This window comes from Nocardia araoensis NBRC 100135 (assembly GCF_000308435.1).
Taxonomy (GTDB): Bacteria; Actinomycetota; Actinomycetes; order Mycobacteriales; family Mycobacteriaceae; genus Nocardia; species Nocardia araoensis.
Genome location: NZ_BAFR01000098.1, coordinates 1 through 23,632 on the forward strand (window position 1 = coordinate 1; position 23,632 = coordinate 23,632).

The following is a 23,632-nucleotide window of genomic DNA, read 5'->3' on the forward strand; positions in this document are numbered from 1 at the left end:
GAGCCGTCCATCCGAACGGATCCGTGTGCCGGGATCACCGCGCAGGCCCGTGTGGAGCCGGTCATGAGAATCCGAGTCGACCTCGATCTGTGCCAGGGACACGCGGTATGCCAAGCCGAGGCCCCGGAGGTGTTCGCGGTGCCCAAGCGCGGCCAGGTCGAAATCCTGCGCGACGTACCGGACGCCGAACTCCGGCCCGCCGTGGCGGACGCGATCCGTTACTGCCCGACCCGAGCCCTGTCGATCGCCGACGAAGGCGCGACCGACTCCTCTCCGAAAGGTACCGACTGATGCCAGCTTTCGACCGCGCCGAGCTCGACGAAATGATCCAGCGCTGGATCGTGGAGAACCAGCGCTGCGAGGAGAAGGGCGACTGGAAGCCCCTCGCGCAGATGTACACCGAGGACGCCACCTACGGCTGGAACTACGGACCCACCCAGGAATTCATGGCCGTCGGACGCGACGAGATCCGCGATCTGGCCCTCGGCCAGGAGATGGCCGGTCTGGAGGGCTGGACCTACCCGTACCAGGAATTCGTGGTCGACGACCGCAGCGGCACCGTCATCGGGTTCTGGAAGCAGATCAGCGAGGCCAAACGTCCGGATGGGCGCAACTACTCGCCCGAGGGCATCGGCGGCAGCTGGTTCCGCTACGGCGGCGACTTCCAATGGTCCTGGCAGCGCGACTTCTTCGACTTCGGCAATGTCTCGGCGCTGTTCGTGGAGATGATCACGAACAATGCGCTCACCCCGGGGATGCAGAAGCGCATCGAGCGCTCGGTCTCCGGCGGGCCGCTGCCCGGGTGGTACCGCGTCGGCGAATCGCCCGCCTCGCTGTGGTGACCGACATGGCCGGACCACAGAGCCGTTTCGCCGGCCTGGACCGCGACACCCTGGCCGCGCTGCTGCCCGAACTGCTGTTGTGCGGGCACCTCATCGATCGCTCGGGTATGGCGCACTCGATCGCCGCGTTCGGCCGCGAGGGCATGACCGAGATCGCCATCGAGGAGTGGCAGGTGGCCAGCCCGGTCTACACCCGGCGCATGCAGCGGGCGCTCGGCTTCGCGGGCGACGGCGTGGAGACCGTCTTCAAGGGCCTGCAACTGGACATCGGCGCTCCACCGCAGTTCATGGACTTCCGGTTCCGGGTCGACGACCACCACCACGGCGAGTTCTGGCTCGACCACTGCGGTGCGCTCGCCGACGTGGAACCGATGGGCGATGACTTCGTCGTGTCGATGTGCCACGACATCGAAGACCCGACCTTCGACGCGACCGCGCTGGCCACCAACCCGCACGCCCGGGTACGGCCGATCCACCGTCCGCCTCGTCGTCCGGCCGATCGCAAGCCGGTGTGCGCGTGGACGGTCGTCATCGACCCCGCGCACGCGCCGCCGCCGGTGCCGCCCAACGCCGACCTGGTCGCCGGGTCGGTGGCGGCCGGACTGGAGCTGGCCGCGATCGATCCCGCCGACGAAGGGCGGCCGGACTACTCGGGCCCCTTGCTCAGCGACGTGCGCTTCGCGGACTTCTCCCGCTCGGCGCTGGTCCGTCTCGCCGACGAGGTCTGCCTGCAACATCATCTGCTCACCCTCGGTTTCCTGATCGCGGTGCGGTCGCGGGTGGACGCCGACGCGGCGCTGGAGATCGGACGCAAACAATTCGCGGGTATCGCCGGGCTCACCAGTGAACGTCTGCGCAATTGCCTCGGCCTCGGCGACGACGCCGTCGCGCTGGCGACGGTGCTGAGGTTGCATCCGGCTCTGAATCCGTTGCCGTATACCGGCATCGAGATCGCGCAGAGCGACGCGACGGTCACGGTCACGTTCCCGGCCGCCAGCGGCGCGCACACCGACGGCACGTGGCCTTCGCTGCTCGACCCCGAGCACCTGCAGCCGTTGAACGCCCTGGTCCGCGGCGTGAATCCGCGTTTTTCCGCCGAAGTCGTCGCCGTGGGCGAGGACGGCTGGCGGGCCGCCGTCACCCTCGGCGACACACCGTTCCGGGAGGCGACGGAGGTCGCGCTGACCCGGTTCAGCACCGGCGCCGCCTTCACCTTCACCGACCGGGGGATACCCCTTCCGCTCACCGTCGTGTGACAGCCCACCCAGAGATGGAACGACATGGCCAACAACTTCGCCGACCTCTTCGAGCACTCCGTGGACGCCATGCCCGAGCGGGTGGCTCTCATCCAGTCCGGCCGCCGCGTGACCTACCGTCAACTCGACAGCCGCGCCAACCAGTTCGCCCATCATCTGGCGAGCATCGGCGTGGGCGCGGGAAAGCACGTGGGTTTCCAGATGCACAACAGCATCGAGACGATGGAGACGCTGATCGCGTGCTTCAAGCTCGCCGCCGTCCCGATCAACATCAATTACCGGTACGGCGTCGCCGAACTGGCCTACGTCTACGACAATGCCGACCTCGAGGTGCTCGTGCACCACTGCTGTTACGGCGAAGCCGTCCGGGAGGCCAGGGAACGCACGCCCGCGTTGCGGCACACCATCCGCGTCGCCGACGAGTTCTCGCCCGACGCCGACGATGCCGCGGCGACGTCGTACGAAGCGGCCCTCGCCGCCGCGGCCGCGGACCGTCCGGTGGTCGAACGCAGTGCCGACGACCTGTTCATGATGTACACCGGCGGCACGACCGGCATGCCGAAAGGCGTCATGTGGCGGCAAGAGGACATGTGGCGCGTTCTCGGCGGCGGCATCGACTTCTACACCGGCGAACCGGTCGCCGACGAGTTCCAGCAGTCCCGCACCGGCGCCCGGATCGATCCGAGCGCCTGGCTGGTGCTGCCGCCGCTGATCCACGCGGCCGCCATGATGCCCACCTTCACCGCGCTGTGGTCGGGCAACACCGTGATCTTCGAGTCCCGCTTCGACGCCCCGCGCGTCTGGCGGACCGTGGCCGAGCAACGCCCGCAAGTCATGGTGATCACCGGCGACGCCATGGCCAGACCGCTGATCGACGCCTATCGGAGCGAGCCGGTGGACGCGTCGTCGCTGCTGGCCATCGCCTCCGGCGCCGCGCTGCTGTCGCAACCGGTGAAGAACACACTGCTCGAGATGTTCTCGTGGGCGGTCGTCTCGGACTCCATCGGATCGTCGGAGACCGGGTTCGGCGGTATCGGCTTTGCCCAGAAGGACGACGATCCGGCACGCGGCCCCCGCGTGCAGACCGGCCGCGGCGCGGTGGTGGTGGACGACGACGGACACCCCGTCGCGCCCGGTACGGAGGGCTGGCTGGCCAAGACCGGCAACGTGCCGATCGGCTATTACAAGGACCCCGGCAAGACCGAGAAGCTGTTCAAGACCGTCGACGGCGTGCGCATGGTCGTCACCGACGACCGGGCTCGCGCCGAGACCGACGGGTCGATCACGCTGATCGGCCGCGGCAACATGGTGATCAACACCGGCGGCGAGAAGGTGTTCGTCGAAGAGGTCGAAAGCGTGGTGAAGACCTACGACGCGATCTTCGACGCGGTGGTCATCGGTGTGCCCCACGAGCGCTGGGGGCATCAGGTCGCCGCGGTGGTGTCGCTGTCGGGTCCGGGGCCGGTCGAGTTCACCGACCTGCAGGCGCACGTGCGCAACTACCTGGCCGGATACAAGGTGCCCAAACAGATCTGGGTCGCCGACACCATCGTGCGCGCGCCCAGCGGCAAACCCGACTACCGGTGGGCCAGGCAGTACGTGGCCGGCCGAGGGCCCGACCACAAGGCGGACTGACATGATCCGGGTGATCCAATGGGCGACCGGCGGGGTCGGGCGGGCCGCCATCGAGGGCATTCTCGACCATCCCGAGCTGGAACTGGCCGGAGCCTGGGTGCACAGCGCGGACAAGGACGGCATGGACCTGGGCGAATTGGTCGGCCGCCCGCCGATCGGGGTGCGCGCGAGCACCGACGCCGACCGCTTGCTCGCCACGCAGGCCGACTGCGTGCTCTACAGCCCGTTCCTGGCCGACGCCGAGACGGTGCGCGCGATCCTGCGGTCGGGCAAGAACGTCGTCACACCGCTGGGCTGGTTCCATCCGCGCCGCGCGGAGCGGCAGCGGTACGACGAGCTGTGCCGCGCCGCCGGAGTCACCCTGCACGGCACCGGAATACATCCCGGCGGCATCACCGAGAAGATCCCGCTGGTGGTGTCGGCGCTGTCGGGGGCGATCACCGCGGTGCGCGCCGAAGAGTTCTCCGATATCCGCACCTACGGCGCGCCCGAGGTGGTCCGGGACTGGATGCTGTTCGGCGCCACGCCGGAGCAGGCCGCGACCAGCGTCATGGCGAACGTGCTCGCGGGCGGCTACGGCCAGTGCGTGAATTCGATTCCCTACGTCGTCGCCGCCGAACCCGGCGTGCGGACGTATCTCGAGCTCCCGCTCGTCGCGGGTCGCGCCGCCGCGTGGCTGCGTGACGCCGACGCGGACCGCGCTTCGCCCGTCGAGACCGATCCCGACGCCGGCTCGCACGTTTCATCCAGGAGGTAGCAATGGCAGCACCGGCATTACCGGTCGGGTTCGACTTCACCGACCCGGCGCTGTGGGAGAACCGGAGTCCGGTAGTGGAATTCGCCCAGCTGCGCCGGACCGCCCCGGTGTGGTGGAACGCGCAATCCGACGAGACGTCCGGCGGTTTCCGCGACGGCGGCTACTGGGTGGTCAGCAAGCTCGCCGACATCAAGGAGATCTCCAAGCATCCGGAGCTGTTCTCCTCGGAACGGAAAGGGGCCATCATCCGCCTGCCGGGCGACATCACGCCGGAGCAGATGGCGCTCACCGGCGCGCTGCTGGTGAACATGGACCCGCCCAAGCACTCCAAGATCCGGCGGATCATCTCCAAGGGTTTCACGCCGCGGGCGGTGGAGAGCCTGCGTGCGGCGCTGACCGAACGGGCCGCGCGGATCGTGCACGAGGCCAAGAAGTCCGGCGGCGGCGATTTCGTCGAACAGGTCGCCTGTGAACTGCCGTTGCAGGCCATCGCCGAGCTGATCGGCGTGCCGCAAGAGGATCGGCGCAAGCTGTTCGACTGGTCCAACCAGATGCTCAACTACGACGACCCCGAGTACGGCGATCCCGCGATGGCTTCGGCCGAAATCCTCGGTTACGCCTGGAACATGGCCGAGCAGCGCCGCGCCTGCCCGGTGGGCGATATCGTGAGCGAACTGGTGCACGCCGACGTCGACGGCGAGGCGCTCGGCTCCGACGAGTTCGGGTTCTTCGTCATCCTGCTCGCCGTGGCAGGCAACGAGACCACCCGCAATGCCATCACGCACGGGATGAAGGCGTTCGTCGACCACCCCGAGCAGTGGGAGATCTACCGGCGGCAGCGTCCGCGCACCGCGCCCGACGAGATCGTGCGGTGGGCCACTCCGGTGACCGCCTTCCAGCGCACCGCGACCGAAGACCTCGAACTGGGCGGGCAGCAGATCCGCCAGGGGCAGCGGCTCGGATTGTTCTACAGCTCGGCGAATTTCGACGAGGAGGGCTTCGAGAACCCGTTCACGTTCGACGTCCTGCGCAGTCCGAACCCGCACGTGGGCTTCGGCGGAACCGGGGCGCACTACTGCGTGGGCGCGAACCTGGCGCGGCTGGAGATAGATCTGATGTTCAACGCCATCGCCGACGCGATGCCCGGCCTGCGGCAGGCGTCCGATCCGGTGCGGCTGCGTTCCGGGTGGATCAACGGCATCAAGAGTTGGCGAGTGCGCTACGAGTAACTTCGGGCGCGGGCTCCCCGTCGCTCGACGGGGAGCTCCCGCGTGCCCGGCCGCGTCCTCAGCTGTCGTCGTCCTTGCGGCGCCTGCGGTAACGGACGGTGCAGGGCTGTGCGAGTTGCACGACCATTTTGGAGTGGTCGTTGCGGTAGCTGTCCGACGGCTGGGTCAGCTCGAACTCCCAGTCTCGCAACAGCAGCGAGAAGATCGCCTTCAACTGCATCAACGCGAACGCCGCGCCGACGCAGCGATGGCGGCCCGCGCCGAACGGAATCCAGGTCCAGCGGTTGACGAGGTCGGCTTGGTTGGGATCGATGTAGCGTCCCGGATCGAAGGTGTCGGGATCGGGGAAGTCCTCCGGGATCCGGTTGGAGATGGCGGGAGTGGCGGCGACGTGGTCGCCGGGTTCGATCCGATGACCGCAGACGTCGAATTCGCCGCGCGCCACCCGCATCAGGATGATCAGCGGCGGGTGCAGGCGCAGCGTCTCCTTGAGCACGGATTCCAGCACCGGGATCTGGCGCAGCGCGCCGAAGCTGATGTCCGAGCCGTCGGCGTAGAGCTCGTCGAGCTCGGCGACGACCCGGGCGAGCACCTCGGGGTGGCGCAGCAGTTCGATGATCGTCCAGGCCGCCGTGCCGGAGGTGGTGTGATGGCCGGCGAACATCATGGAGATGAAGATGCCGGTGATCTCGCTGGCGCTGAAACGCGGTTCGCCGTTGTCGCCCGGGATGGAGATGAGCACGTCGAGCATGTCCCGGTCGTCCTTGCCGGTCGGCGGGTCGGCGGCCCTGCGGTCCATGATCCCCTGGACCAGCTCGACCAGCTCGGCGCGCGCCTGGTCGCGGCGGCGGAAGCTCTCGATCGGGGCGTAGGGGTCGACGTAGGCCAGCGCGTCGGTGCCGCGTTCCAGGTCGTGGTAGAGGTGTGCGAACCGGTCGTCCAGGTCGTTGCGGAATTTCACGCCGATCAGGCAGGCCGAAGAGGTGTAGATGGTCAGCTCGGCGAAGAAGTCGAGCAGGTCGATCTCGCCCTCGTCGCCCCAGCGCGCCAGCATCCGCTCCACCTCGCGGGCGATGGTCGCGGCGTGCCCGCGCATGTGCTCGGCGCGCAGCGCCTGGTTGTGCAGCATCTCCTTGCGGCGTTCCGGGCTGGCGTCGAAGACCACGCCTTCGCCGAAGATCGGCTTCATGAAGGGGTAGGCGGCGGCCTGGTCGAGGTCGTCGTCGCCGGAGCGGAAGAAGAATTCGTTGGCCTCCGCGCCCGACAGCAGAATGACCTGGCGTCCGGCCAGGTCGAACGAACCGACATCGCCGCACTCCGCGCGAACCCGGCGCATCAACCCGATCGGGTCGACGCGGAACTCCTCCAGATGACCGTGCTCGTGGTCGCCTCCGGATACCCGCTGTGGTTTCACCAGAGTCATTGGAAATCCTTCCCCAGATAAGTGTCCAAGTTTTATGATGGACACGTGTCTGGACAGTACTACGGTTAGCGAGTCTCCGGCAAGACGCGCGCCCGTCGTCGGCTGTCCGGGCCACAGGTGTGCCTCCGTCTGCGCACAGCCCGTGACGAGAAGTGATCGGTGGTTTCGAGGATGAGTTTCGGCAGCCGAGTCATGCTGGTGACGTGGCGGTTACTGCGGTTGAAAGTCGCCGGAGCGGCGCTGATCCTGTTCGTCGTGGCGGTGGTCGCGGTCGCCGCGTCGATGTACGCCGGACGTTTCCGCTCCACGGTGGCCGTCACCGTCGAGACGCCCCGCTCCGGCCTTGTGCTCGACACCGATGCCAAGGTGCGGATGCGCGGCGTGGAGCTGGGCAAAGTCAGCGCCGTGGAGTTCCGGGGCGACCGGGCGCGTCTGCGCCTCGCGCTGGATCCCGAACTGCTGCGGCTGGTGCCCGCCAACGCGACCGTGGACATCCGCTCGACCACCGTGTTCGGGGCCAAGTACGTGAATTTCGTGGTGCCGAGCGCTCCTTCGTCGACGCCCTTGCGCCCCGGCTCGACGATTCGCGCGGAATCGGTCACCGTCGAGTACAACACCCTGTTCCAGCGTCTGAGCGATGTCCTGGCGAAGGTCGACCCAGCTGAACTGAACGCCACTCTTGCCGCCTTGGACACGGCGCTACAGGGGCGGGGCGACCGGCTGGGTGACCTGCTCGCTCGCACGGACGACTATCTGCGGCAGATCAACCCGAGCCTGCCCACGCTGCGACGGGACCTGTCGTCGGCCGCGCAGGTCACCGGGCTCTACGCCGACACCACCCCCGACCTGCTGCGCGCGGCCGCCGACGTCACCGCGACCGGCGGGACGCTCGCCCAGGGCGCGGAAGACCTGGATGCCGTGCTGCTCGAGCTCATCGGCTTCGCCGACACCGCCCGGTCGGCGCTGACGGAGAACGAGCAAGGGCTCACCGCTGTGCTCGAGACCCTGCGACCCACCAGCTCGCTGCTGGATACCTACTCACCCGTGCTGTATTGCGTGGTCACCGGCATCGCGAAAGCCCTTCCCCAGGCAGAGGCCATCATCGGCGGAATCAAACCAGGGGCCATCTTCAACGCGAGCTTCATGTACGGCGCCCAGCCCTACGAATATCCCGACGACCTGCCGAAGGTGAACGCGACCGGCGGGCCGCGCTGCGACGGGATCCTCGACCGGGTTCCCGACAGCCACGCCGACTATCTGGTCACGGATACCAACGAAGGCGCGCCGTTCACTCCTTCCATGGCGGTCATACCCAACGCGCCCAAGGTCTTCCAGATCCTCTTCGCCGGTATGCCCGGAGTGCCGCGCTAGTCGGCGGCGGCCGCCGCCGGCTCGGTAGCGGCCCGCAGGACGGTGTGCGGGTCGCCGTGGTCGGTCACCCGGCCGTCCCGCAGCAGCAGGCAGTAGTCCGCGCGCAGGGCGTCCTCGCGCCGGTGCGTGGCGTGCACGACCGTCACGCCGTGGGCTCCGACATGGCGGACGGCGTCGGAGATCTCCTGCTGCGCGGCCGAGTCCAGGCCGGTGGTCGGTTCGTCGAGCAACAGCAGGTCCGACTCCTGGGCGAGTGCCTGTGCGAGCAGCGCCCGTTGGCGCTGGCCTCCGGAGAGGCTGTCGAGCCTGCGCTCGGCCAAGTTGGTGATGGCCATCCGGTCGAGGCACGCGCCGACGATGGCGCGATCTTCCCGGGTGAGTCGCCGCCATGCGCCGCGCTGCGCCCAGCGTCCCATGGCGACCGTTTCGCGGACGGTGATCGGCAGGGTGGTGGGAACCCCGCTGTGCTGCACGACGAATGCGGGTCGCCGGGAGTGGTGGCGGCGCACGGCTCCGGCGGTGGGCGTGATGACGCCGGCCAGGACGCCGAGCAGGGTGGATTTGCCCGAGCCGTTGGGGCCGACGAGTGCGGTCACCCGGCCGCCCGGGATGGTGGCGGTGAATTCGCGCAGGACCGGGTGCCCCCGGTAACCGGCCGTCACCTCGGCGATATCGACAGCTGGCGGCATGGGACTCCGATCCACTCATTGAAATGAAAACCGTTATCATTGTAGAGTGCTGCGTCATGGAGTGGTTGGCCCCGTTCGAGGTTTCGTTCGTGCAGCGGGCGTTGTGGGGCGGACTGCTCGTGTCGTGCCTGTGCGCGCTGGCGGGGACCTGGGTGGTGGTGCGCGGCATGGCTTTCCTCAGCGACGCGATGGCGCACGGCATGCTGCCCGGCGTCGCGATCGCCGCACTGGTCGGCGGAAATCTGTTGCTGGGCGCGGCATTCAGCGCCGCGGCGATGGCGGTGGGAGTCTCGGTGCTCGGCCGGGGTACGCGATTCGCCGCGGACACCGGCATCGGATTGCTGTTCGTGGGCATGCTGTCGGCAGGTGTGATCATCGTGTCGCGTTCGCCTTCGTTCGCGGTCGACCTGACCGGCTTCCTCTTCGGTGACGTGCTCGCCGTCGCGGAGCGTGACCTGTGGTATCTGGCCGCGGCCACGGTGCTCGCCGCGGTGGTCTCGGTATTCGGCTACCGGGCGTTCGTGGCATTGACCTTCGACCCGCGCAAGGCGCACACCCTCGGTTTGCGGCCCCGCCTGGCGAACGTGGCGCTGATCGCTCTACTGACCCTGGCGATCGTCGCGTCGTTCCACATCGTCGGCACCCTGCTGGTCTTCGGCCTGCTCATCGCGCCGCCCGCGGCGGCCGTCTACTGGGTGCATCGGATCCCGGCGATCATGATCTGCGCCGCGGCGCTCGGCGCGGTGGCCACTTTCGCCGGTCTGCTGATCTCATGGCACGCGCGCACCGCCGCGGGGGCGACCATCGCGGCGACGGCCGTCGCGCTGTTCTTCGTCTCGGCGCTGTCGTCCTGGTTGCGCGATCGGATCCGGTCCTCGCGCGGAACGCCGAAACCAGTGGCCATGCTGCTGATCGCTGCCACGATTGTGTCTGTAATGGGCTGCGGGACAAGGGATTCCGCTCACCCCGGGGAGATGACGCCGCACGGTTACGTGGCGGGCGCGGAGGAGACCGATGAGGCGCAGCCGCGTCTCGTCGTGGCCGACAGCGCGACCGGCGCCGTGCGGGTGGTCGACCTCGTCACCGAGGACATCACCGATCTCGCCCGGGTGGAAGGCGTCGGCCGCGTGACCGCCGACGGGCGTTTCGCCTTCCTGTCCGCCCCCGACGGGGTGCGGATCGTGGACGCGGGCGCGTGGACCGTCGACCACGGCGATCACGCGCACTACTACCGCGCACCCGCCCGCGATCTGGGCACCCTCGCCGGTGCCCCGGTGTCGGCCGTGCACGCGGACAGCGCGGTGACCGCGCTGGTTTCCGAAACGGGTGGCACAACGCTGCTGGACCGGTCCGCGCTCGGCACCGGGGCGCGGCACGAACGCGGCGCGATCGCGGACGGAGTCGCGGTGCCGTACGCCGAGCACCTGCTGGTGGCCGTGCCCGCCCTGGACCGGGTCGAGGTTCGCGCCCGGGACGCAGCGACCGCCGCGGTGCTCGCGCAGCCGTGTCCGCGTCCGCGCGGCTTCGCGGTGACCAGGCGTGGCGTCGTCTTCGGTTGCGCCGACGGCGCGTTGGTGGTGACGGCACGGAACGCGGTGTTCACCGGCGAGAAGATTCCCTATCCGCCCGGCACGTCCGACGACGATCGCGCGACGGAGTTCTTCCACCGTCCGGGCAGTGCGACGCTGGTGGCCGAGGCGGGCCGGCGCGGTGTGTGGGTGCTCGACGTCCACCGCAAGACCTGGACCGCGCTGGACATCGGTCCCGTGGTCGCGGCCAACACGGCGGGAGAGGGCGCGGCACTGCTGGCCCTCACCGCGGACGGCCTTCTGCACAGTTACGACGCCGTCTCCGGGCGGGAGAACGCCGCGGCGCGACCGCTCACCGCGCCGATGCCCGACGGGGCGCCCGCGCCGCAGATCCTCGTCGACGAGCACCGCGCCTACCTCAATGATCCCGCGGCGCGGGCGATCCACGAGATCGACTACACCGACAACCTGCGCATCGCGCGCACTTTCGGTCTCGACATCACGCCAACGGCGATGGTGGAGACGGGCCGATGAGACGGTCCGCTCGTTGGTGCGCGCTGGTCGCGGTCGCGCTGCTCGCGCTGACCGCATGCTCGAATGACGCCGATCGCGACGGAATCGTCGTCACCACCAACATCCTCGGCGACCTCACCCGCGCCGTCGCGGGGGACACGGTCGAGGTCACCGTGCTCATGCCCGCGAATGCGGACCCGCACTTCTTCGCCATTTCCGCCCAGCAGGCCGCGCAGCTCGAGCGCGCGGGCCTGATCGTCTACAACGGTCTCGGCCTGGAAGAGAGCGTGCTGCGCAACATCGAGGCGGCCGAGCGATCCGGGGTGGCCTGCGTATCCGTCGGCGCGGCGATCGACCCGATCGACTATCGCGCGGACGAGGCGAACGGCAGGCCGGATCCACACTTCTGGACCGATCCGCGTCGGGTGCGCACGGCAGTGGAGGTCATCCGGGACCGGATCATCGAGCAGGTCGACGGTGTCGACGCCGTGGCCGTACGCGCCGGAGCCGACCGCTACCTGGTCGAACTCGACCGGCTCGACCGCTGGATGGCGGAGCGGTTCGCCACGATCCCCGCCGAGCGGCGGAAGCTGGTCACCAATCACCACGTCTTCGGTTACCTCGCACAGCGATACGGCTTCGAAGTGGTGGGCGCCGTGATCCCGGGCGGGACCACACTCGCCTCACCCAGCCCGTCGGACCTCTCCGCCCTCGCCGGAGCCATCCGGACCGCCGGGGTGGGCGCGATCTTCGCCGACTCCTCGCAACCGGACCGCTTGGCGCGTGTGCTCGCCGAGCAGGCCGGTGTGCACGTGCGGGTGATCTCCCTGTATTCGGAGTCGCTCACCGAACCCGGCGGCGGCGCGGGCACCTACCTGGAAATGATGCGGGCCAACACCGAGTCGATCGTCCGCGGCCTCGCCACCGCTTAGTACTCGAACATTCAGAACGAAAGACGGAGTAGCTCATGCCTGTTCGGTCCCGAATCACCACATCGTCCGCCCTGATCGGTCTGCTGGCCTCGGTGCTCGCCGGTTGCGGGGCCGACACTTCCGCCGAACGCGACACCCCGCGGATCGCCGATCCCGTAGCGATCACCTACGACGGTGGAATCCACGTGCTGGACGGAACCACTCTCGAACTCGCGGGCACGGTCGAGCTCGACGGCTTCAACCGGCTCAATCCCGCGGGCGACGACCGTCATCTGATCGTCTCGACGAAAGGCGGCTTCCGCGTCTTCGATGCCGCCACAGCCGAATTCACCGGCATCGAGTTCCCCGGCGCGCATCCCGGCCACGTGGTCCGGCATGCCGGGCGGACGGTGCTGTTCAGCGACGGCACCGGTGAAGTCGTCGCGTTCGACTCGGCCGATCTCGCCGACGGCGCGCCGCAGACCGCCACCTACCGCGCGGCCGCCCCGCACCACGGCGTCGCGATCGAGCTCGCCAACGGCGAACTCGTCGTCACGCTCGGTACGGAGGAGAAGCGAACCGGGATCGTGGTGCTCGACAAGAACCGCGCCGAGAAGGCCCGCAGCGAGGACTGCCCCGGCGTGCACGGTGAGGCGACCGCCGCGGGCGAGGCCGTGGTGCTCGGCTGCGAGAACGGCGTGCTCGTCTACCGCAACGGTGCGATCACCAAGGTCGCAGGCCCGACCGAGTACGGCCGGATCGGCAACCAGGCGGGCAGCGAGACCTCGCCCGTCGTCCTCGGCGACTACAAGCAGGACAAGGACGCCGAACTCGAACGCCCCCAGCGCGTCTCCCTGATCGACACGGTCACCGGCACGCTTCGGCTGGTCGATCTCGGCACCAGCTACACCTTCCGCTCGCTGGCCCGTGGCCCGCACGGCGAAGCCTTGGTCCTCGGCACCGACGGCCGCATCCACGTGATCGATCCCGTCGCGGGCGCCGTCGTGCGCACGATCCCCGTGACGGGTTCCTGGCAGGAGCCGCTGGAGTGGCAGCAGCCGCGACCGGCGCTGTTCGTCCGCGGTGACGTCGCCTACGTCTCGGACCCCGCCGCGAAGCAGGTCCACCGCGTCGACCTCGCCACCGGAGCGAAGACCGCGAGCGTCACACTGCAGAGCACACCGAACGAAGTGAGCGGTGTGGTCGGGCACTGACGCCGGACTCTCGTCGATGGGGACCGTTACCACCTATGCCACACGGGCTATGGCGTCGGTTCCCGTTGGGTTCGGCGGTCAGGTCACGAACCTGCGAGCGTCTTCTCGGGCACCGGGAATTCGAGTGACCGATAGAGGATGCCCGCCAGTGCGGCTGCAGTGAGGAACACAACCGTTTCGTAGATGAGCGCGTGGCCGAATGCCGTGGCGGGTGACGCGGGGATTCCGAAGTAGCACAGTCCCGCCAGGGTGATTCCGAAGGTACCGCCGAGTTGCTGTGCCGTGGGTAGCAGGCCCGATGCCGAACCAGTCGCGGATTCCGGCACCGCCGTGATGATGATCCCGAATACGGACGCGGTGAAGACACCGAACATGGCCCCGCCGACCGCCAAGACGGGAAGCAACGCCCACAACGGCGCTGCGGAGGTGACGGCGAGTGCGACTGTGCCGGTCACCCCGGACAGCGACAGGGACGCCGCAATTAGTATGCCGGCACCGAAACCTCGTGCGAGCCGCGGCGCCGAACGTGCGCCGACGATCGCTGTCGCGGCGAACGGCGCCGACACCACCGCGGCCGTGATAGGGGACACCCCGCGTGCTGTCTGCAAGTAGTGCATGAGCAGCAACGTGAACGACGGCACCGCAGCGTTGAATACGAAGACCAAGGCGATGCCGCGGCGAATCACCCTCGCCCGCAATAGTTCCGGATCCAGCAGCGGGCGGTTTCCCCGGCACTGGCCGACGAGGAACCCGGCCAGCGCCGCGCCCGCGGCGGCCAGGCACACGCCGGTCCACCACGGCCAGCCGAACTCCCGGCCCACCGAAAGGGGGTAGATCAGCAGTGCGGTACCAATCATGACCAGAACCGCGCTCAGGATGGGAACAGGCCGTTCGGTGGCGCCGGCATGCCGGGGCAGGCGACGGGCGCCGACCAGGGCGAACAATCCGATCGGCAGGTTGACCAAGAAGATCATCCGCCACCCGAGTCCAGCGACATCAGCGGCCAGCAGCAGACCGCCGACCAGGGGGCCGAGGAGCGACGCTGTCCCCATGACCGCCCCGTACCAGCTCATCGCACCCGACCGCTGCGTGGTGGGTAGTCCTGTCTGAATGATCGACAACACCTGCGGCCCCAGCGCCCCACTGCCGATGCCCTGGATCACCCGGGCGGCGATCAGAACCGCAACGGTCGGTGCCACACCGGCCAGCGCGGAACCGAGCACGAACGCGCCCATGCCGACAATGAACAAGCGCCGGTAGCCGTATCGATCGCCCAACCGTGCGGCAGGAATCAACACGCAGGCATAGGCCAAGGTATAAGCGGTCACCACCAATTCGACCGTGCCCGCGGTGGCAGTCAGATCGTGCTGCAGCGCCGGGACCGCGACCACCACGATGGTGACATCCAGCAACTGCATGAACGTGGCGGTCAGCACAATCGGCAGCGTCACAGCCATCCGTCCAGGCCGTCGATGAACCCGTCGAAATCGTCGAAATGCATGAAGTGGCCGGTCTTGGCCACCGTGCGGGTCTCAAAGCCGGCAATCCGGTACTTCTCGGCGCGCTGGTCGTCGATCAATGCACTCGGATCAGCCCGCAGGATCAGCGACGGAACGAGGGGAAGCACTGGCGCGTAAGCGGTTTCGAGGTACTCCATGCACGTGGTGTCGGGGTCCCAGTCGGCCAGCTCGCCCAGCCGGACCCGCACAGACTCCTCGCTCCACGTCGGCGACGCCGCCCGGATCTCCGCGGCGTCCCAGTCCTTCATCGCCCTGATCGCCGGCTGCACCGCACCGTAACCACCCGCGCTGTCGGGATACCACGCCGGATCCTCGTAGACCGCGCGCTGCGGACGAAGCCGCTCGACGATCATGGCCAGCAGCACACCGCCGAGCGAGTGCCCGATCGCCAGCTCGACTCCGTCCGGCATCACCGCCAGCAGGTCATCGGCCCACCGCTCCCGGCTGTAACGCCCCCGCGGGCTGTTCCCATGACCGGCCAGATCTGGCGCCACGACACGATAGCCACGCGCCGCCAGCGCAGGCCCGACCTGCCACCACGAGCGCGAACTCGTCGACAGGCCGTGCACCAGCAGCGCCACTCGATCGCCTTTCCCCCACTCCCGCACATGCAGCCGACTCATTGCGCCACTCCTCGTCAGAGCTCAAGATTTCGTCATTCATCGAAATCTTTACGCAGATTTCGATATGTGTCAAAGCCTCGAAATCCTGGTACTCTCATGGGGTGCGAGCGTTGAACCATCCGACTATCGACTCGGTCGACCTGGCCACTGTTCTCAACGCGCTTGCCGATCCCATCCGCCTGCGCGTGGTCGAGCAACTCGCCGAGGCCGGTGGTGTTGTCTGCGGCGGATTCGACGTTCCGGTGAGTATGTCCACCCTGTCCCACCACCTGAAGGTGCTGCGCGAGGCCGGACTGGTCCGCGTCACCCCCGAAGGCAGCCACCGGCGACACGAACTGCGCGCCGACGAGATCGAAGACCGCTACCCGGGCGTCCTGAGCAGCATCATCGCCGCTACCCGCAACTGAACCCGACAGGTCTGTGATACCCCCGCCCAGATGCCGGAAGCGCGCATCGGATCGCGGCCGATCGGAACCATCCCGAACTGCTCGCCGTCAGCGTGAGGCGGAAAGCGGCCGGATTCGAACATCGCCCTGAGTGCGATTTTTCTCGTCCCCGGCCCTCGTGACGGGCTTCTGGCAGGAGGCGGTGCCCGGCCACACCGCTCACTTCGTTCGGTGTGCTGGAGGTCCGGCCGTCGGGCGATCTGCCCTATTGGCGGAATGGCACATGAACGCTTCCTAGCCGCGGCCCGCCGCTACGGTGGGATGGCATGGACACCGCTGTGCTCGCCGGGCCGGAGTCGCCGCGCGCCTCGCTGGCGTCGGCGCGGGACCGGTTCCGGAGCATCGGGAAGGCGCAGCCGGTGGTCGTCATGGCCGGTTGCCTGATCGTGACGCAGCTGGCGATCCGCTGGTGGGTGGCCGACAGCGGCTTCTTCTACTGGGACGATTTCATCCTGGTCGGCCGGGCCGCGCGCTACGGGCTGTGGTCCACCGATCTGCTGCTGTACAACCACGACGGGCACTTCATGCCGCTCGCCTTCGCCACGGCCTGGGTGGTGACCACGGTCGCGCCGCTGGTCTGGGCGGGGCCGGTGGTAGTGCTGCTGATCATGCAACTCGGGGCGTCGGTCGCCGTGGTCCGGATGCTGCTGGTGATAGCGGGCCCGCGCAGGACGATCCTCATTCCGCTCGTCTTCTACCTCTTCTGCCCTTTGACCATCCCGGCGTTCGCCTGGTGGGCCGCCGCCCTGAACGCACTGCCGCTGCAATTCGCCCTCGCGTGGGTGATCGGCGATGCGGTGCTGCTGGTCCGCACCGGTCGCCGCCGGTACGCGGTCTCGGGGATCGCGGTGCTGGTGGTGGCGCTGCTGTTCTTCGAGAAGTCGGCGGTCGTGCCGTTCGTCGCCTTCGCCGCCGCGGCGCTGGCCCGCCACGTCGACGGCGGCGCGGCACCGATCGGTACGGTGGCGCGGCGGGGTGCGTGGCTGTGGATCGGATCGGCGGCGGTGCTGGGCTTCTGGTCCGTCGCCTATCTCGCGGTGGCCGACGGCCCGGGTCTGCCGGACGACTGGGACGAGTTGCGCGACCTGCTGCCCACCGCGGCCTCCCTGGGGATCGTGCCCGCGCTGTCCGGCGGGCCGTGGGTGTGGGAGCGGTGGCTGCCGTCGACGCCGTGGGCGGATCCCCCAGGGTGGGCGGTGGTGGGGGCCTGGCTGGCGCTGGCCGCGCTGGTAGCGCTGTCGATGCGGGCCCGGCAGCGGATCGGGGCGGTGTGGCTGACGGCCGCCGCCTACGTGGTGATCGCTCAGCTGGCCGTGGCCCTGGCTCGGGGCGGGCCGAACACCGCGGCGGAGTTGATGCAGTCGCTGCGTTACTTCGCCGATCTGGCGGTGGTCGCGGCGGCCGCGGGTGCGCTCATGCTGCGGGCCTGCCCCCGGTCGTCCCGCGGTCCACTGCCCGTCCGGCCGCTGGCGGTCGCGGTGACGGCGGCGTTCGTCGCGAGCAGTCTCTGGTCCACTTGGACGTTCGTGCGATCGTGGCGGGTCGGGCCGTCCGAGACGTACATCACCAATGTGAGATCGGCGCTGCGCGCATGGGACGGTGCGCCCTTGCTAGAGCAGGAAGTGCCGTGGAATGTGTTGAATCCGATGGCGTATCCGCAGAATCTGACCAGCAGCGTGCTGGCGCCGGTAGCCGCCCCCGGCACGTTCGCGCTCGCTACACCGCATTTGCGGATGATCACCGACGACGGCTCGATCGTCGACGCGGCGGTCTGGTGGAACCGGGCCATCCTCCCCGGCCCGGAGCCCGGCTGTGGGTACCGCGTCGACGGAACCCGGCCCGCGCTCCTGCGCCTCGACGGCCCGATGCTCGCGAACAAGTGGACCGCGCAACTCAACTACGTGGCCAGCCGTGACGGCCGGATCAGCGTCGCCATGGAACACGGCGAAGCCGTGTCGGCGCCGGTCCAGAAGGGGATGAACACCGTGTTCGTCCGCCTCGTCGGCAGTGGTTCGGCCCTGCTGATCTACGCCGATACACCGGGCCTCGACCTGTGCGTCGGCGTCGGCCCGGTCGGCGTCGCGTCGTACGACAACTGAGTCCCCGCACCGGATCGCAACGTATCTGATCATTTCATCATTTTCTCTTGACGACGAATTCGTCGTAGTTGATGATTTCATCGAACAGGGTCCGGCGGCGCGGTGCAGCATCCGCATCCGGTCCGTTGGCCCGGGACGAGTGAGGATTCCAATGACCGATTCCCGATTCCGCAAGATGGCGAGCAGGCGCCGGGCGCTCGGCGGTGCTGTCGCGGGCGTGCTCGGCGTCGTCGCCGCGTCGGCGGTGGCTCGAGCGACCCCGGCTCCGGCCCGGCAATCCGCGCCTTCGGGTACCTACCGGATCGACTTGCACGCGCACTTCCTCCCGCCCGACTACCGTGCGGCGCTGCTCGACCACGGTCACGTCACCATCGGCGGATACCCGACCCCGGAGTGGTCACCGGAACAGGCGCTGGCGTTCATGGATTACTACGGGATCCAGGCGCAGGCGCTGTCGGTGTCCGACCCCGGCGTATCGTTCCTGCGCGGCAAGGAGGCGAACGATCTGGCCCGCTACTGCAACGCCTATGCCGCCGAGCTGCTCCGCACGCATCCGAAGCGATTCGGCGCCTTCGCGGTGCTGCCGATGCCCGACATCGCCGCCTCCGTCGCGGAGGCCGTCTACGCGCTGGACGAACTGCGCCTCGACGGTGTGGTCCTGCTGTCCGCCTACGACGGCGTCTACCTCGGCGATCCGCGTTTCGAGCCGCTGCTCGTCGCGCTGAATCAGCGCAACGCCTATGTCTTCGTGCACCCGGCCGCCATCCCCGCCGACGCCAAACCGAAACTGCCGCTGCCGGACTTCCTCGAGGAGTTCACCTTCGACACCACCCGCGCGGCGACCTTGATGATGGCCACCGGCGTGACGCAGCGCTACCCGAACATCCGTTTCCAGCTCGCGCACGCCGGTGGGACACTTCCGTTCCTGTCCCACCGCGTCAGCGTCGCGTCGCAGACGGTGCTCGGCGAACTGTGGCCCGACGATCTGCCCAGACCGTCGATACTCGACACGCAACGTCAGATCGCGAACTTCTACTACGACACGGCGCTGAGCGGATCGGCCGCGGCGATGGCGAGCGTGCTCGCCATCGGCAAGCGCGAGCACATCGTCTTCGGCTCCGACTGGCCCTTCAGCGCGCTCACCCTCCCGCAGACCGGCACGCACGATCCGGCTCCTGGACTCAGCGACGTCTTCGACGCCGATCAGCGGATGGAGATCGAGCGGATCAATCCGCTGCGGCAGCTGCCCCGGCTGGCCGCGGCGGTCGACGCGTGAGCGAATCGCCGCCCGCCGTCGGGTGCGCCCACGGTTCCCGGCGAAACTCCGCACCGTGATCCCCGGATGTCCGCGCGGACAGGGTGAAGATAACCAAGCGTTCGCCGAATGCGTCCGCTCAGCCCTGTAGTCGAGTGTCACCGCCGTGAGAGGAGCCGGTCGCATGGCAGCGAAACCCACGCGGATCCGTACCTGGATCCGACCCGTTGTCGTCGTCACGCTGCTCATGGCGCTGCTGTCGGTGATGTATCTCGGCTACGTCGTCAACCCCGAGAAGAACTTGCACGACCTGCCGCTCGCGGTCGTGAACCAGGATGAGGGCGACACGCTCGCCGGAAAACCGACCAACGTGGGCAACCAGATCACCGAAGCGCTCACCGCCAACATTCCGGCCGACAAAGTCGACCTGCGCGTCATCGGGATCACCGAAGCACAGCTGCTGATGCGCGACGGCAAGATCTACGGCGCGATCGTCATCCCGGGCGATTTCACGAAGCGGCTCGCGATCCTCGGCGCCGCGGGTGTGGTATCCGGAAAGGTCGACCGGCCGGTGATCACCGTCCAGACCAATCCGCGCACCGGCACCTACGCCACGCAGATCACGCTGCGGATCGCCGAACAGGCACTGGGCGCGGTCAACGCCACGGTCGGCAGGCAGCTCACCGCCGCCGTGGACGAACAGCTGAGGTCTTCCGGTGGACCCGCGCCGCAGCTGGCCGGAGCCAGCCAGTTGCTGCTGGCCGAGCCGATCGATGTCGTGATCGCGCCGTATCGGCCACTGCCCGAAGGCACCGGCGGCGGGTTGTCGGCCTTCTTCTACACCCTGCTGATCCTGCTGGCCGGATTCACCGGCGCCATGATCATCCACACCATGGTGGACGCTTCGCTCGGATTCACTCCGACCGAGTACGGGCCGTGGTACGTGCACTATCCGCCCACCCCGATTTCCCGGCTGCGCACACTGCTGCTGAAGTGGGGCGTTCTCGCGGTCACCGCGCCGATCGTGTCCGCGGTGTTCCTCGGGGTGGGAACGGCATTGGACATGCCCATCGACAGAGCGCTGCTGCTGTTCCTCTACTCCGCGTTCGCCATCCTCGCCGTGGGCGTCACCGCGCTGTCGATACTCGCCGCCTTCGGCGCGGCGGGCATGCTCGTCAATCTGATCCTCTTCATCGTGCTTGGGCTTCCCTCGGCGGGCGGAACCGTCCCCATCGAAGCGACGCCGACGTACTTCGCCTGGCTTTCCACGTTCGAGCCGATGCACCAGGTCTTCCTCGGCGTACGCGCCATCTTGTACTTCGAGGCCAGAGGAGCGGCGGGCCTGGAACGCGGTTTCTGGATGGCACTGCTCGGGCTGGTCGTCGGCCTGTGTTCCGGCGCGGCGGTGACGGCGTTCTACGACCGGAAGGGGTTGACCCGCGCCGCGGATCGTGGCACCGCGACCTAGCGCCGGGTGTCCGCGGCGCTCGCTAGTTCTCCGCGACGGCGGCCTCGGCCGCGGCTCGGGCACGAGACAGGGCCTCGGCCACCGGGATCCGCCCGAGGTACATCTCGGCGAGAATCGGGTCGACGGCGCGGAGCGCGGCCGAAAAGCCCGGCCCGCCGCCGGAGGAGATACGCGGGCCGCGCAGTACGTCGAAGAACGGGGAGACGTCCACTCCCTTCCCGGCCCAGTAGTCGCGGTAGCGCTGCTGTTCGGACACGACTGCCGGGATGGTGGCCCCGCCCTCGGCCAGCCGGCGATTGCCCGCGCCGCTGCCGAGCCAGGCCAACACCCGGCGCACCGCGTCCGGATGCCGGGTGGCAGCGTTGCCCGCTACGCCGATGGCGTTGTTCGTGCTCACCCGCCCCGCCGGGCCCGCGGGCAGCAGCGCGACGCCCCACCCGAAACGGGCCTGCTCGGAGATCTGGGCGAGCGTGAAGGTCCCGGACTGCAGCAGCGCCAGTTTGCCCTGTAAGAAAGCGTTTTTCGCGAAGTCGGGATTGGTATTGGTGTCCGCGGGCGACGGCGCGAGCCCGTCGGTGATCAACCGCACCAGATAGTCGAACGCCGCCACGCCCTGCGGGCTGTCGAAGACGAAGCGGTCGTGCTCGTCCTGGAAGCGTGCTCCGTTCGAGCCCAGATAGGGCAACTCGATGGATTGGAAGTCGTGGCCCGCGTTGTACGCCCACGGGGCGATCGCCGCCAACCTGCGCAGCAGCGGGCGCAGGGTGTCCTCGCCGCTCGGACTCCACCGCAGCGCGGTCAGCTCCGCGGGATCGATGTGCGCGGCCGCGAGCAGGTCGCGGTTGTAGTACACCGCGGTTCCGGCATCCACGAATTGCGGGACGGCCCAGAGCCTTCCACCGCGCGTGTACTGCGCGACCGCCGAGGGGTCCCAGGCCCGCGCGGCCTCGGGACCGAGCGTCGCCCCGATGTCGAGCAACCGTCCGGCATCGGCGTAGTCCTCGTACAGATTGGTCCAGAACAGATCGTCGGCGGTGCCACCGGCTACGTCCAGGCGCAACTTCTGTGGATAGGACGACCACGGCACCACCGTGATCCGCACCGCGACATCGGGATTCGCCCGCTCGAACTCCGCGAGCGAGGCACGGTAGGCGGGCACCAGACTCTCGTCCCAGATCCGCAACCCCACCACGGTGCGACCGGACCCGTCGCCGTCGCGGCCGAGCCACAACGCCGCCGCCACCAGCAGTGCCGCGGCGAGTACGAAGGCGAGCACCACCCGGGTCGATGTCCTCATTTCACGCCCGTCCACGCGATCGAGCGCAGCACCTGCCGCTGGGCGATCACGAACAGCACCACCAGCGGCGCGATGGCCAGCGTCGTGGCCGCCATCACCAGGGTCCACTGCGCGTTGTAGCGGGTCTGCAGATTCGCCGTCGCCACCGTCAGCACCTGCCACGAGCGGCCGCTGCTCGCGACCAGCGGCCACATGAAGTTGTTCCACTGCGAGACGATCGTGATCAGTGTCAAGGTCGCCAGCACCGGCCTGCTCATCGGCACCATGACGTGCACGATGATGTCGAGGGTGTTCGCGCCGTCGAGCCGCGCCGCGCCGATCAACTCCTGCGGAATCGCGCGAAAGTACTGACGCAGCAGGAAGATCGCGTAGGGCGAGCCGAACACGAACGGCAATACCAGAGCCCAGAACGTGTTCAACAGCTCCAGCCGCGCGAACATCAGATACAGCGGGATGAGGGTCACCATCGGCGGCACCATCATGGTGCCCAGATACACCCAGAAGAGCGCATCGCGGCCCGGGAATTCGGTGCGGGCGAACGCGTATGCCGCCAGCACCGAAGTGACCAGTTGGCCTCCGGTGACGAACACCGTCATCAGCGCGGTCACCAGTACCGCACGCCCGAATCCGTAGTCCAGCACGGTCCGGAAATTGTCGGCGGTCGCCGGATGCGGAAGGGCCAGCGGTGACCCGGTGGCGAACTGGCCGGGTGTCTTCACCGCGGTGAGCGCGCTGAGGAGCAGGGGCGCCACGGTCAGCAGCGCGCCGGCCGAGAGCACCGCGTAGGCGGCCGCCGAACGCAGGCGATCAGAACTCATAGGTCGTCCGATTCCGGAAGTAGCGGTGCTGCGCCACGGTGATCGCGAACATCACGGCGAACACCACGAGCGCCATGACGGCGGCGCGGCCGGGACGCGCGGCGTCGAATGCCTCGGTGAAGATCCGCATCGCGAGCACGTCGGTGCGGTCGCCCGGTCCGCCCTTGGTCAACGCGTACACGGTGTCGAAGGTCTGGAACGCGGTCAGCACGCCGGTGACCAGCACGAAGAACATGGTCGGCCGCAGCAGCGGGAGGATCAGCCAGCGGATCCGGCGCCAGCCGGTGGCCCCGTCCAGCGCTCCCGCGTCGAGTATCTCGTTCGGAATCGCGCGGATCCCGGCCACGAAGAACAGCGCCACGTACCCGAAGTTCGCCCACACGCTCACCGCGGCGACCGAGGGTAGCGCCAGCGCCGGATCCGACAGCCATGCGACGCGCAGTCCGAGCGCGGCGTTGACGGCGCCCCCGGTGGGAGCGAACATCCACTGCCACACCACACCCACCGCCACCGGCGCACACATCCACGGCAACGCGTACATGACCCGCAGACCTGTCGCGCCGCGCCGTCGGGCCAGCAACGCCGCGACCGCGAACCCCAGCACCGTCTGCGCGGGCACCACGATCGCGGTCAACGCCAGCGTCACCAGCAGGGCGTGGCCGAACGCGGCGTCGCCGAGCACCGACCGCCAGTTGCGCAGTCCGACGAACTCCATCGGTCCCAGCAGGTTCCAGCTG

21 protein-coding genes are annotated in these 23,632 nt (G+C 68.6%); 14 read left to right on the forward strand and 7 right to left on the reverse strand.

The annotated features are described in order from the left end of the window. The first annotated feature begins 63 nt into the window (after positions 1 to 63). Genes ON21_RS12275 through ON21_RS12300 form a run of 6 tightly spaced genes read left to right on the forward strand, consistent with a single transcriptional unit; the run spans position 64 to position 5,719 of the window. Entirely contained in the window at positions 64 to 291 is a 228-nt protein-coding gene (locus ON21_RS12275; RefSeq protein ID WP_039797979.1) for a ferredoxin, read from the forward strand. Then, on the forward strand, positions 291 to 842 hold the full coding sequence (locus ON21_RS12280; protein WP_039797963.1) for a Cif family virulence factor: 552 nt from the start codon (positions 291 to 293) through the stop codon (positions 840 to 842). Before ON21_RS12275 ends, ON21_RS12280 begins: the two co-directional genes overlap by 1 nt. Positions 843 to 847: 5 nt before the next feature. Then, positions 848 to 2,098 carry a hypothetical protein gene (locus tag ON21_RS12285; RefSeq protein ID WP_039797980.1) on the forward strand — a complete coding sequence of 417 codons (1,251 nt, stop codon included), beginning with the start codon at positions 848 to 850 and terminating at the stop codon, positions 2,096 to 2,098. Between the two features lie 24 nt (positions 2,099 to 2,122). Continuing rightward, positions 2,123 to 3,733 carry an acyl-CoA synthetase gene (locus ON21_RS12290; protein ID WP_039797964.1) on the forward strand — a complete coding sequence of 537 codons (1,611 nt, stop codon included), beginning with the start codon at positions 2,123 to 2,125 and terminating at the stop codon, positions 3,731 to 3,733. 1 nt (position 3,734) lies between these two features. Continuing rightward, a complete protein-coding gene (locus ON21_RS12295; protein ID WP_051020718.1) occupies positions 3,735 to 4,490 on the forward strand; it encodes a hypothetical protein in 756 nt (251 codons plus the stop codon). A gap of 2 nt (positions 4,491 to 4,492) precedes the next feature. Continuing rightward, entirely contained in the window at positions 4,493 to 5,719 is a 1,227-nt protein-coding gene (locus ON21_RS12300) for a cytochrome P450 (protein ID WP_039797965.1), read from the forward strand. Between the two features lie 58 nt (positions 5,720 to 5,777). On the opposite strand, the gene cyp51 is transcribed toward ON21_RS12300, so the two are convergent. Further along, positions 5,778 to 7,142 (reverse strand): lanosterol 14-alpha demethylase, encoded by a 1,365-nt coding sequence (cyp51, locus tag ON21_RS12305; protein ID WP_039797966.1) that lies wholly within the window; start codon positions 7,140 to 7,142, stop codon positions 5,778 to 5,780. A gap of 171 nt (positions 7,143 to 7,313) precedes the next feature. On the opposite strand from cyp51, the gene ON21_RS12310 reads away from it, so the two are divergent. Further along, positions 7,314 to 8,513: an MCE family protein gene (locus ON21_RS12310; RefSeq protein ID WP_245562565.1), complete on the forward strand. Its 1,200-nt coding sequence runs from the start codon at positions 7,314 to 7,316 to the stop codon at positions 8,511 to 8,513. Here the strand turns inward: ON21_RS12310 and aztA are convergent. Next, positions 8,510 to 9,202 (reverse strand): zinc ABC transporter ATP-binding protein AztA, encoded by a 693-nt coding sequence (aztA, locus tag ON21_RS12315; RefSeq protein WP_039797968.1) that lies wholly within the window; start codon positions 9,200 to 9,202, stop codon positions 8,510 to 8,512. The genes ON21_RS12310 and aztA overlap by 4 nt on opposite strands. Before the next feature lie 56 nt (positions 9,203 to 9,258). On the opposite strand from aztA, the gene aztB reads away from it, so the two are divergent. Genes aztB through aztD form a run of 3 tightly spaced genes read left to right on the forward strand, consistent with a single transcriptional unit; the run spans position 9,259 to position 13,369 of the window. After that, complete coding sequence (gene aztB / locus ON21_RS12320) at positions 9,259 to 11,265, forward strand: zinc ABC transporter permease AztB (protein ID WP_039797969.1); 2,007 nt, start codon at positions 9,259 to 9,261, stop codon at positions 11,263 to 11,265. Further along, positions 11,262 to 12,176, forward strand: coding sequence for a zinc ABC transporter substrate-binding protein AztC (aztC, locus tag ON21_RS12325; RefSeq protein ID WP_039797970.1), 915 nt, complete (start codon positions 11,262 to 11,264; stop codon positions 12,174 to 12,176). The genes aztB and aztC overlap by 4 nt, the downstream gene beginning before the upstream one ends. 35 nt (positions 12,177 to 12,211) lie before the next feature. Then, positions 12,212 to 13,369: a zinc metallochaperone AztD gene (gene aztD / locus ON21_RS12330; protein WP_039797971.1), complete on the forward strand. Its 1,158-nt coding sequence runs from the start codon at positions 12,212 to 12,214 to the stop codon at positions 13,367 to 13,369. An 83-nt stretch (positions 13,370 to 13,452) separates the two neighbouring features. On the opposite strand, the gene ON21_RS12335 is transcribed toward aztD, so the two are convergent. Both ON21_RS12335 and ON21_RS12340 read right to left on the reverse strand, forming a co-directional pair. Beyond that, the gene (locus tag ON21_RS12335) at positions 13,453 to 14,820 is read right to left on the reverse strand and encodes an MFS transporter (protein WP_157170808.1); all 1,368 of its coding nucleotides are present in this window, start codon (positions 14,818 to 14,820) and stop codon (positions 13,453 to 13,455) included. Next, positions 14,817 to 15,470: an alpha/beta fold hydrolase gene (locus tag ON21_RS12340; RefSeq protein ID WP_245562566.1), complete on the reverse strand. Its 654-nt coding sequence runs from the start codon at positions 15,468 to 15,470 to the stop codon at positions 14,817 to 14,819. The genes ON21_RS12335 and ON21_RS12340 overlap by 4 nt, the downstream gene beginning before the upstream one ends. A gap of 143 nt (positions 15,471 to 15,613) precedes the next feature. Between ON21_RS12340 and ON21_RS12345 the strand changes: the two genes are divergently transcribed. From ON21_RS12345 to ON21_RS12360, 4 genes are all read left to right on the forward strand, one after another. Further along, positions 15,614 to 15,919: an ArsR/SmtB family transcription factor gene (locus ON21_RS12345; protein WP_039797974.1), complete on the forward strand. Its 306-nt coding sequence runs from the start codon at positions 15,614 to 15,616 to the stop codon at positions 15,917 to 15,919. A 305-nt stretch (positions 15,920 to 16,224) separates the two neighbouring features. Further along, positions 16,225 to 18,057: a hypothetical protein gene (locus ON21_RS12350; RefSeq protein WP_039797975.1), complete on the forward strand. Its 1,833-nt coding sequence runs from the start codon at positions 16,225 to 16,227 to the stop codon at positions 18,055 to 18,057. Between the two features lie 151 nt (positions 18,058 to 18,208). Next, a complete protein-coding gene (locus ON21_RS12355) occupies positions 18,209 to 19,333 on the forward strand; it encodes an amidohydrolase family protein (protein ID WP_051020719.1) in 1,125 nt (374 codons plus the stop codon). Between the two features lie 163 nt (positions 19,334 to 19,496). Beyond that, positions 19,497 to 20,780, forward strand: a complete 1,284-nt coding sequence (locus ON21_RS12360) for a YhgE/Pip domain-containing protein (RefSeq protein WP_039797976.1) — start codon at positions 19,497 to 19,499, stop codon at positions 20,778 to 20,780. A gap of 22 nt (positions 20,781 to 20,802) precedes the next feature. Here the strand turns inward: ON21_RS12360 and ON21_RS12365 are convergent, their stop codons facing one another. From ON21_RS12365 to ON21_RS12375, 3 genes are all read right to left on the reverse strand, one after another. Further along, the gene (locus ON21_RS12365; RefSeq protein ID WP_039797977.1) at positions 20,803 to 22,077 is read right to left on the reverse strand and encodes an ABC transporter substrate-binding protein; all 1,275 of its coding nucleotides are present in this window, start codon (positions 22,075 to 22,077) and stop codon (positions 20,803 to 20,805) included. Continuing rightward, positions 22,074 to 22,895 carry a carbohydrate ABC transporter permease gene (locus ON21_RS12370; RefSeq protein WP_039797978.1) on the reverse strand — a complete coding sequence of 274 codons (822 nt, stop codon included), beginning with the start codon at positions 22,893 to 22,895 and terminating at the stop codon, positions 22,074 to 22,076. The genes ON21_RS12365 and ON21_RS12370 overlap by 4 nt, the downstream gene beginning before the upstream one ends. Continuing rightward, the coding region (locus ON21_RS12375) for a carbohydrate ABC transporter permease (protein WP_039797983.1) at positions 22,885 to 23,632 on the reverse strand (748 nt) is incomplete at its 5' end. The genes ON21_RS12375 and ON21_RS12370, both read right to left, overlap by 11 nt.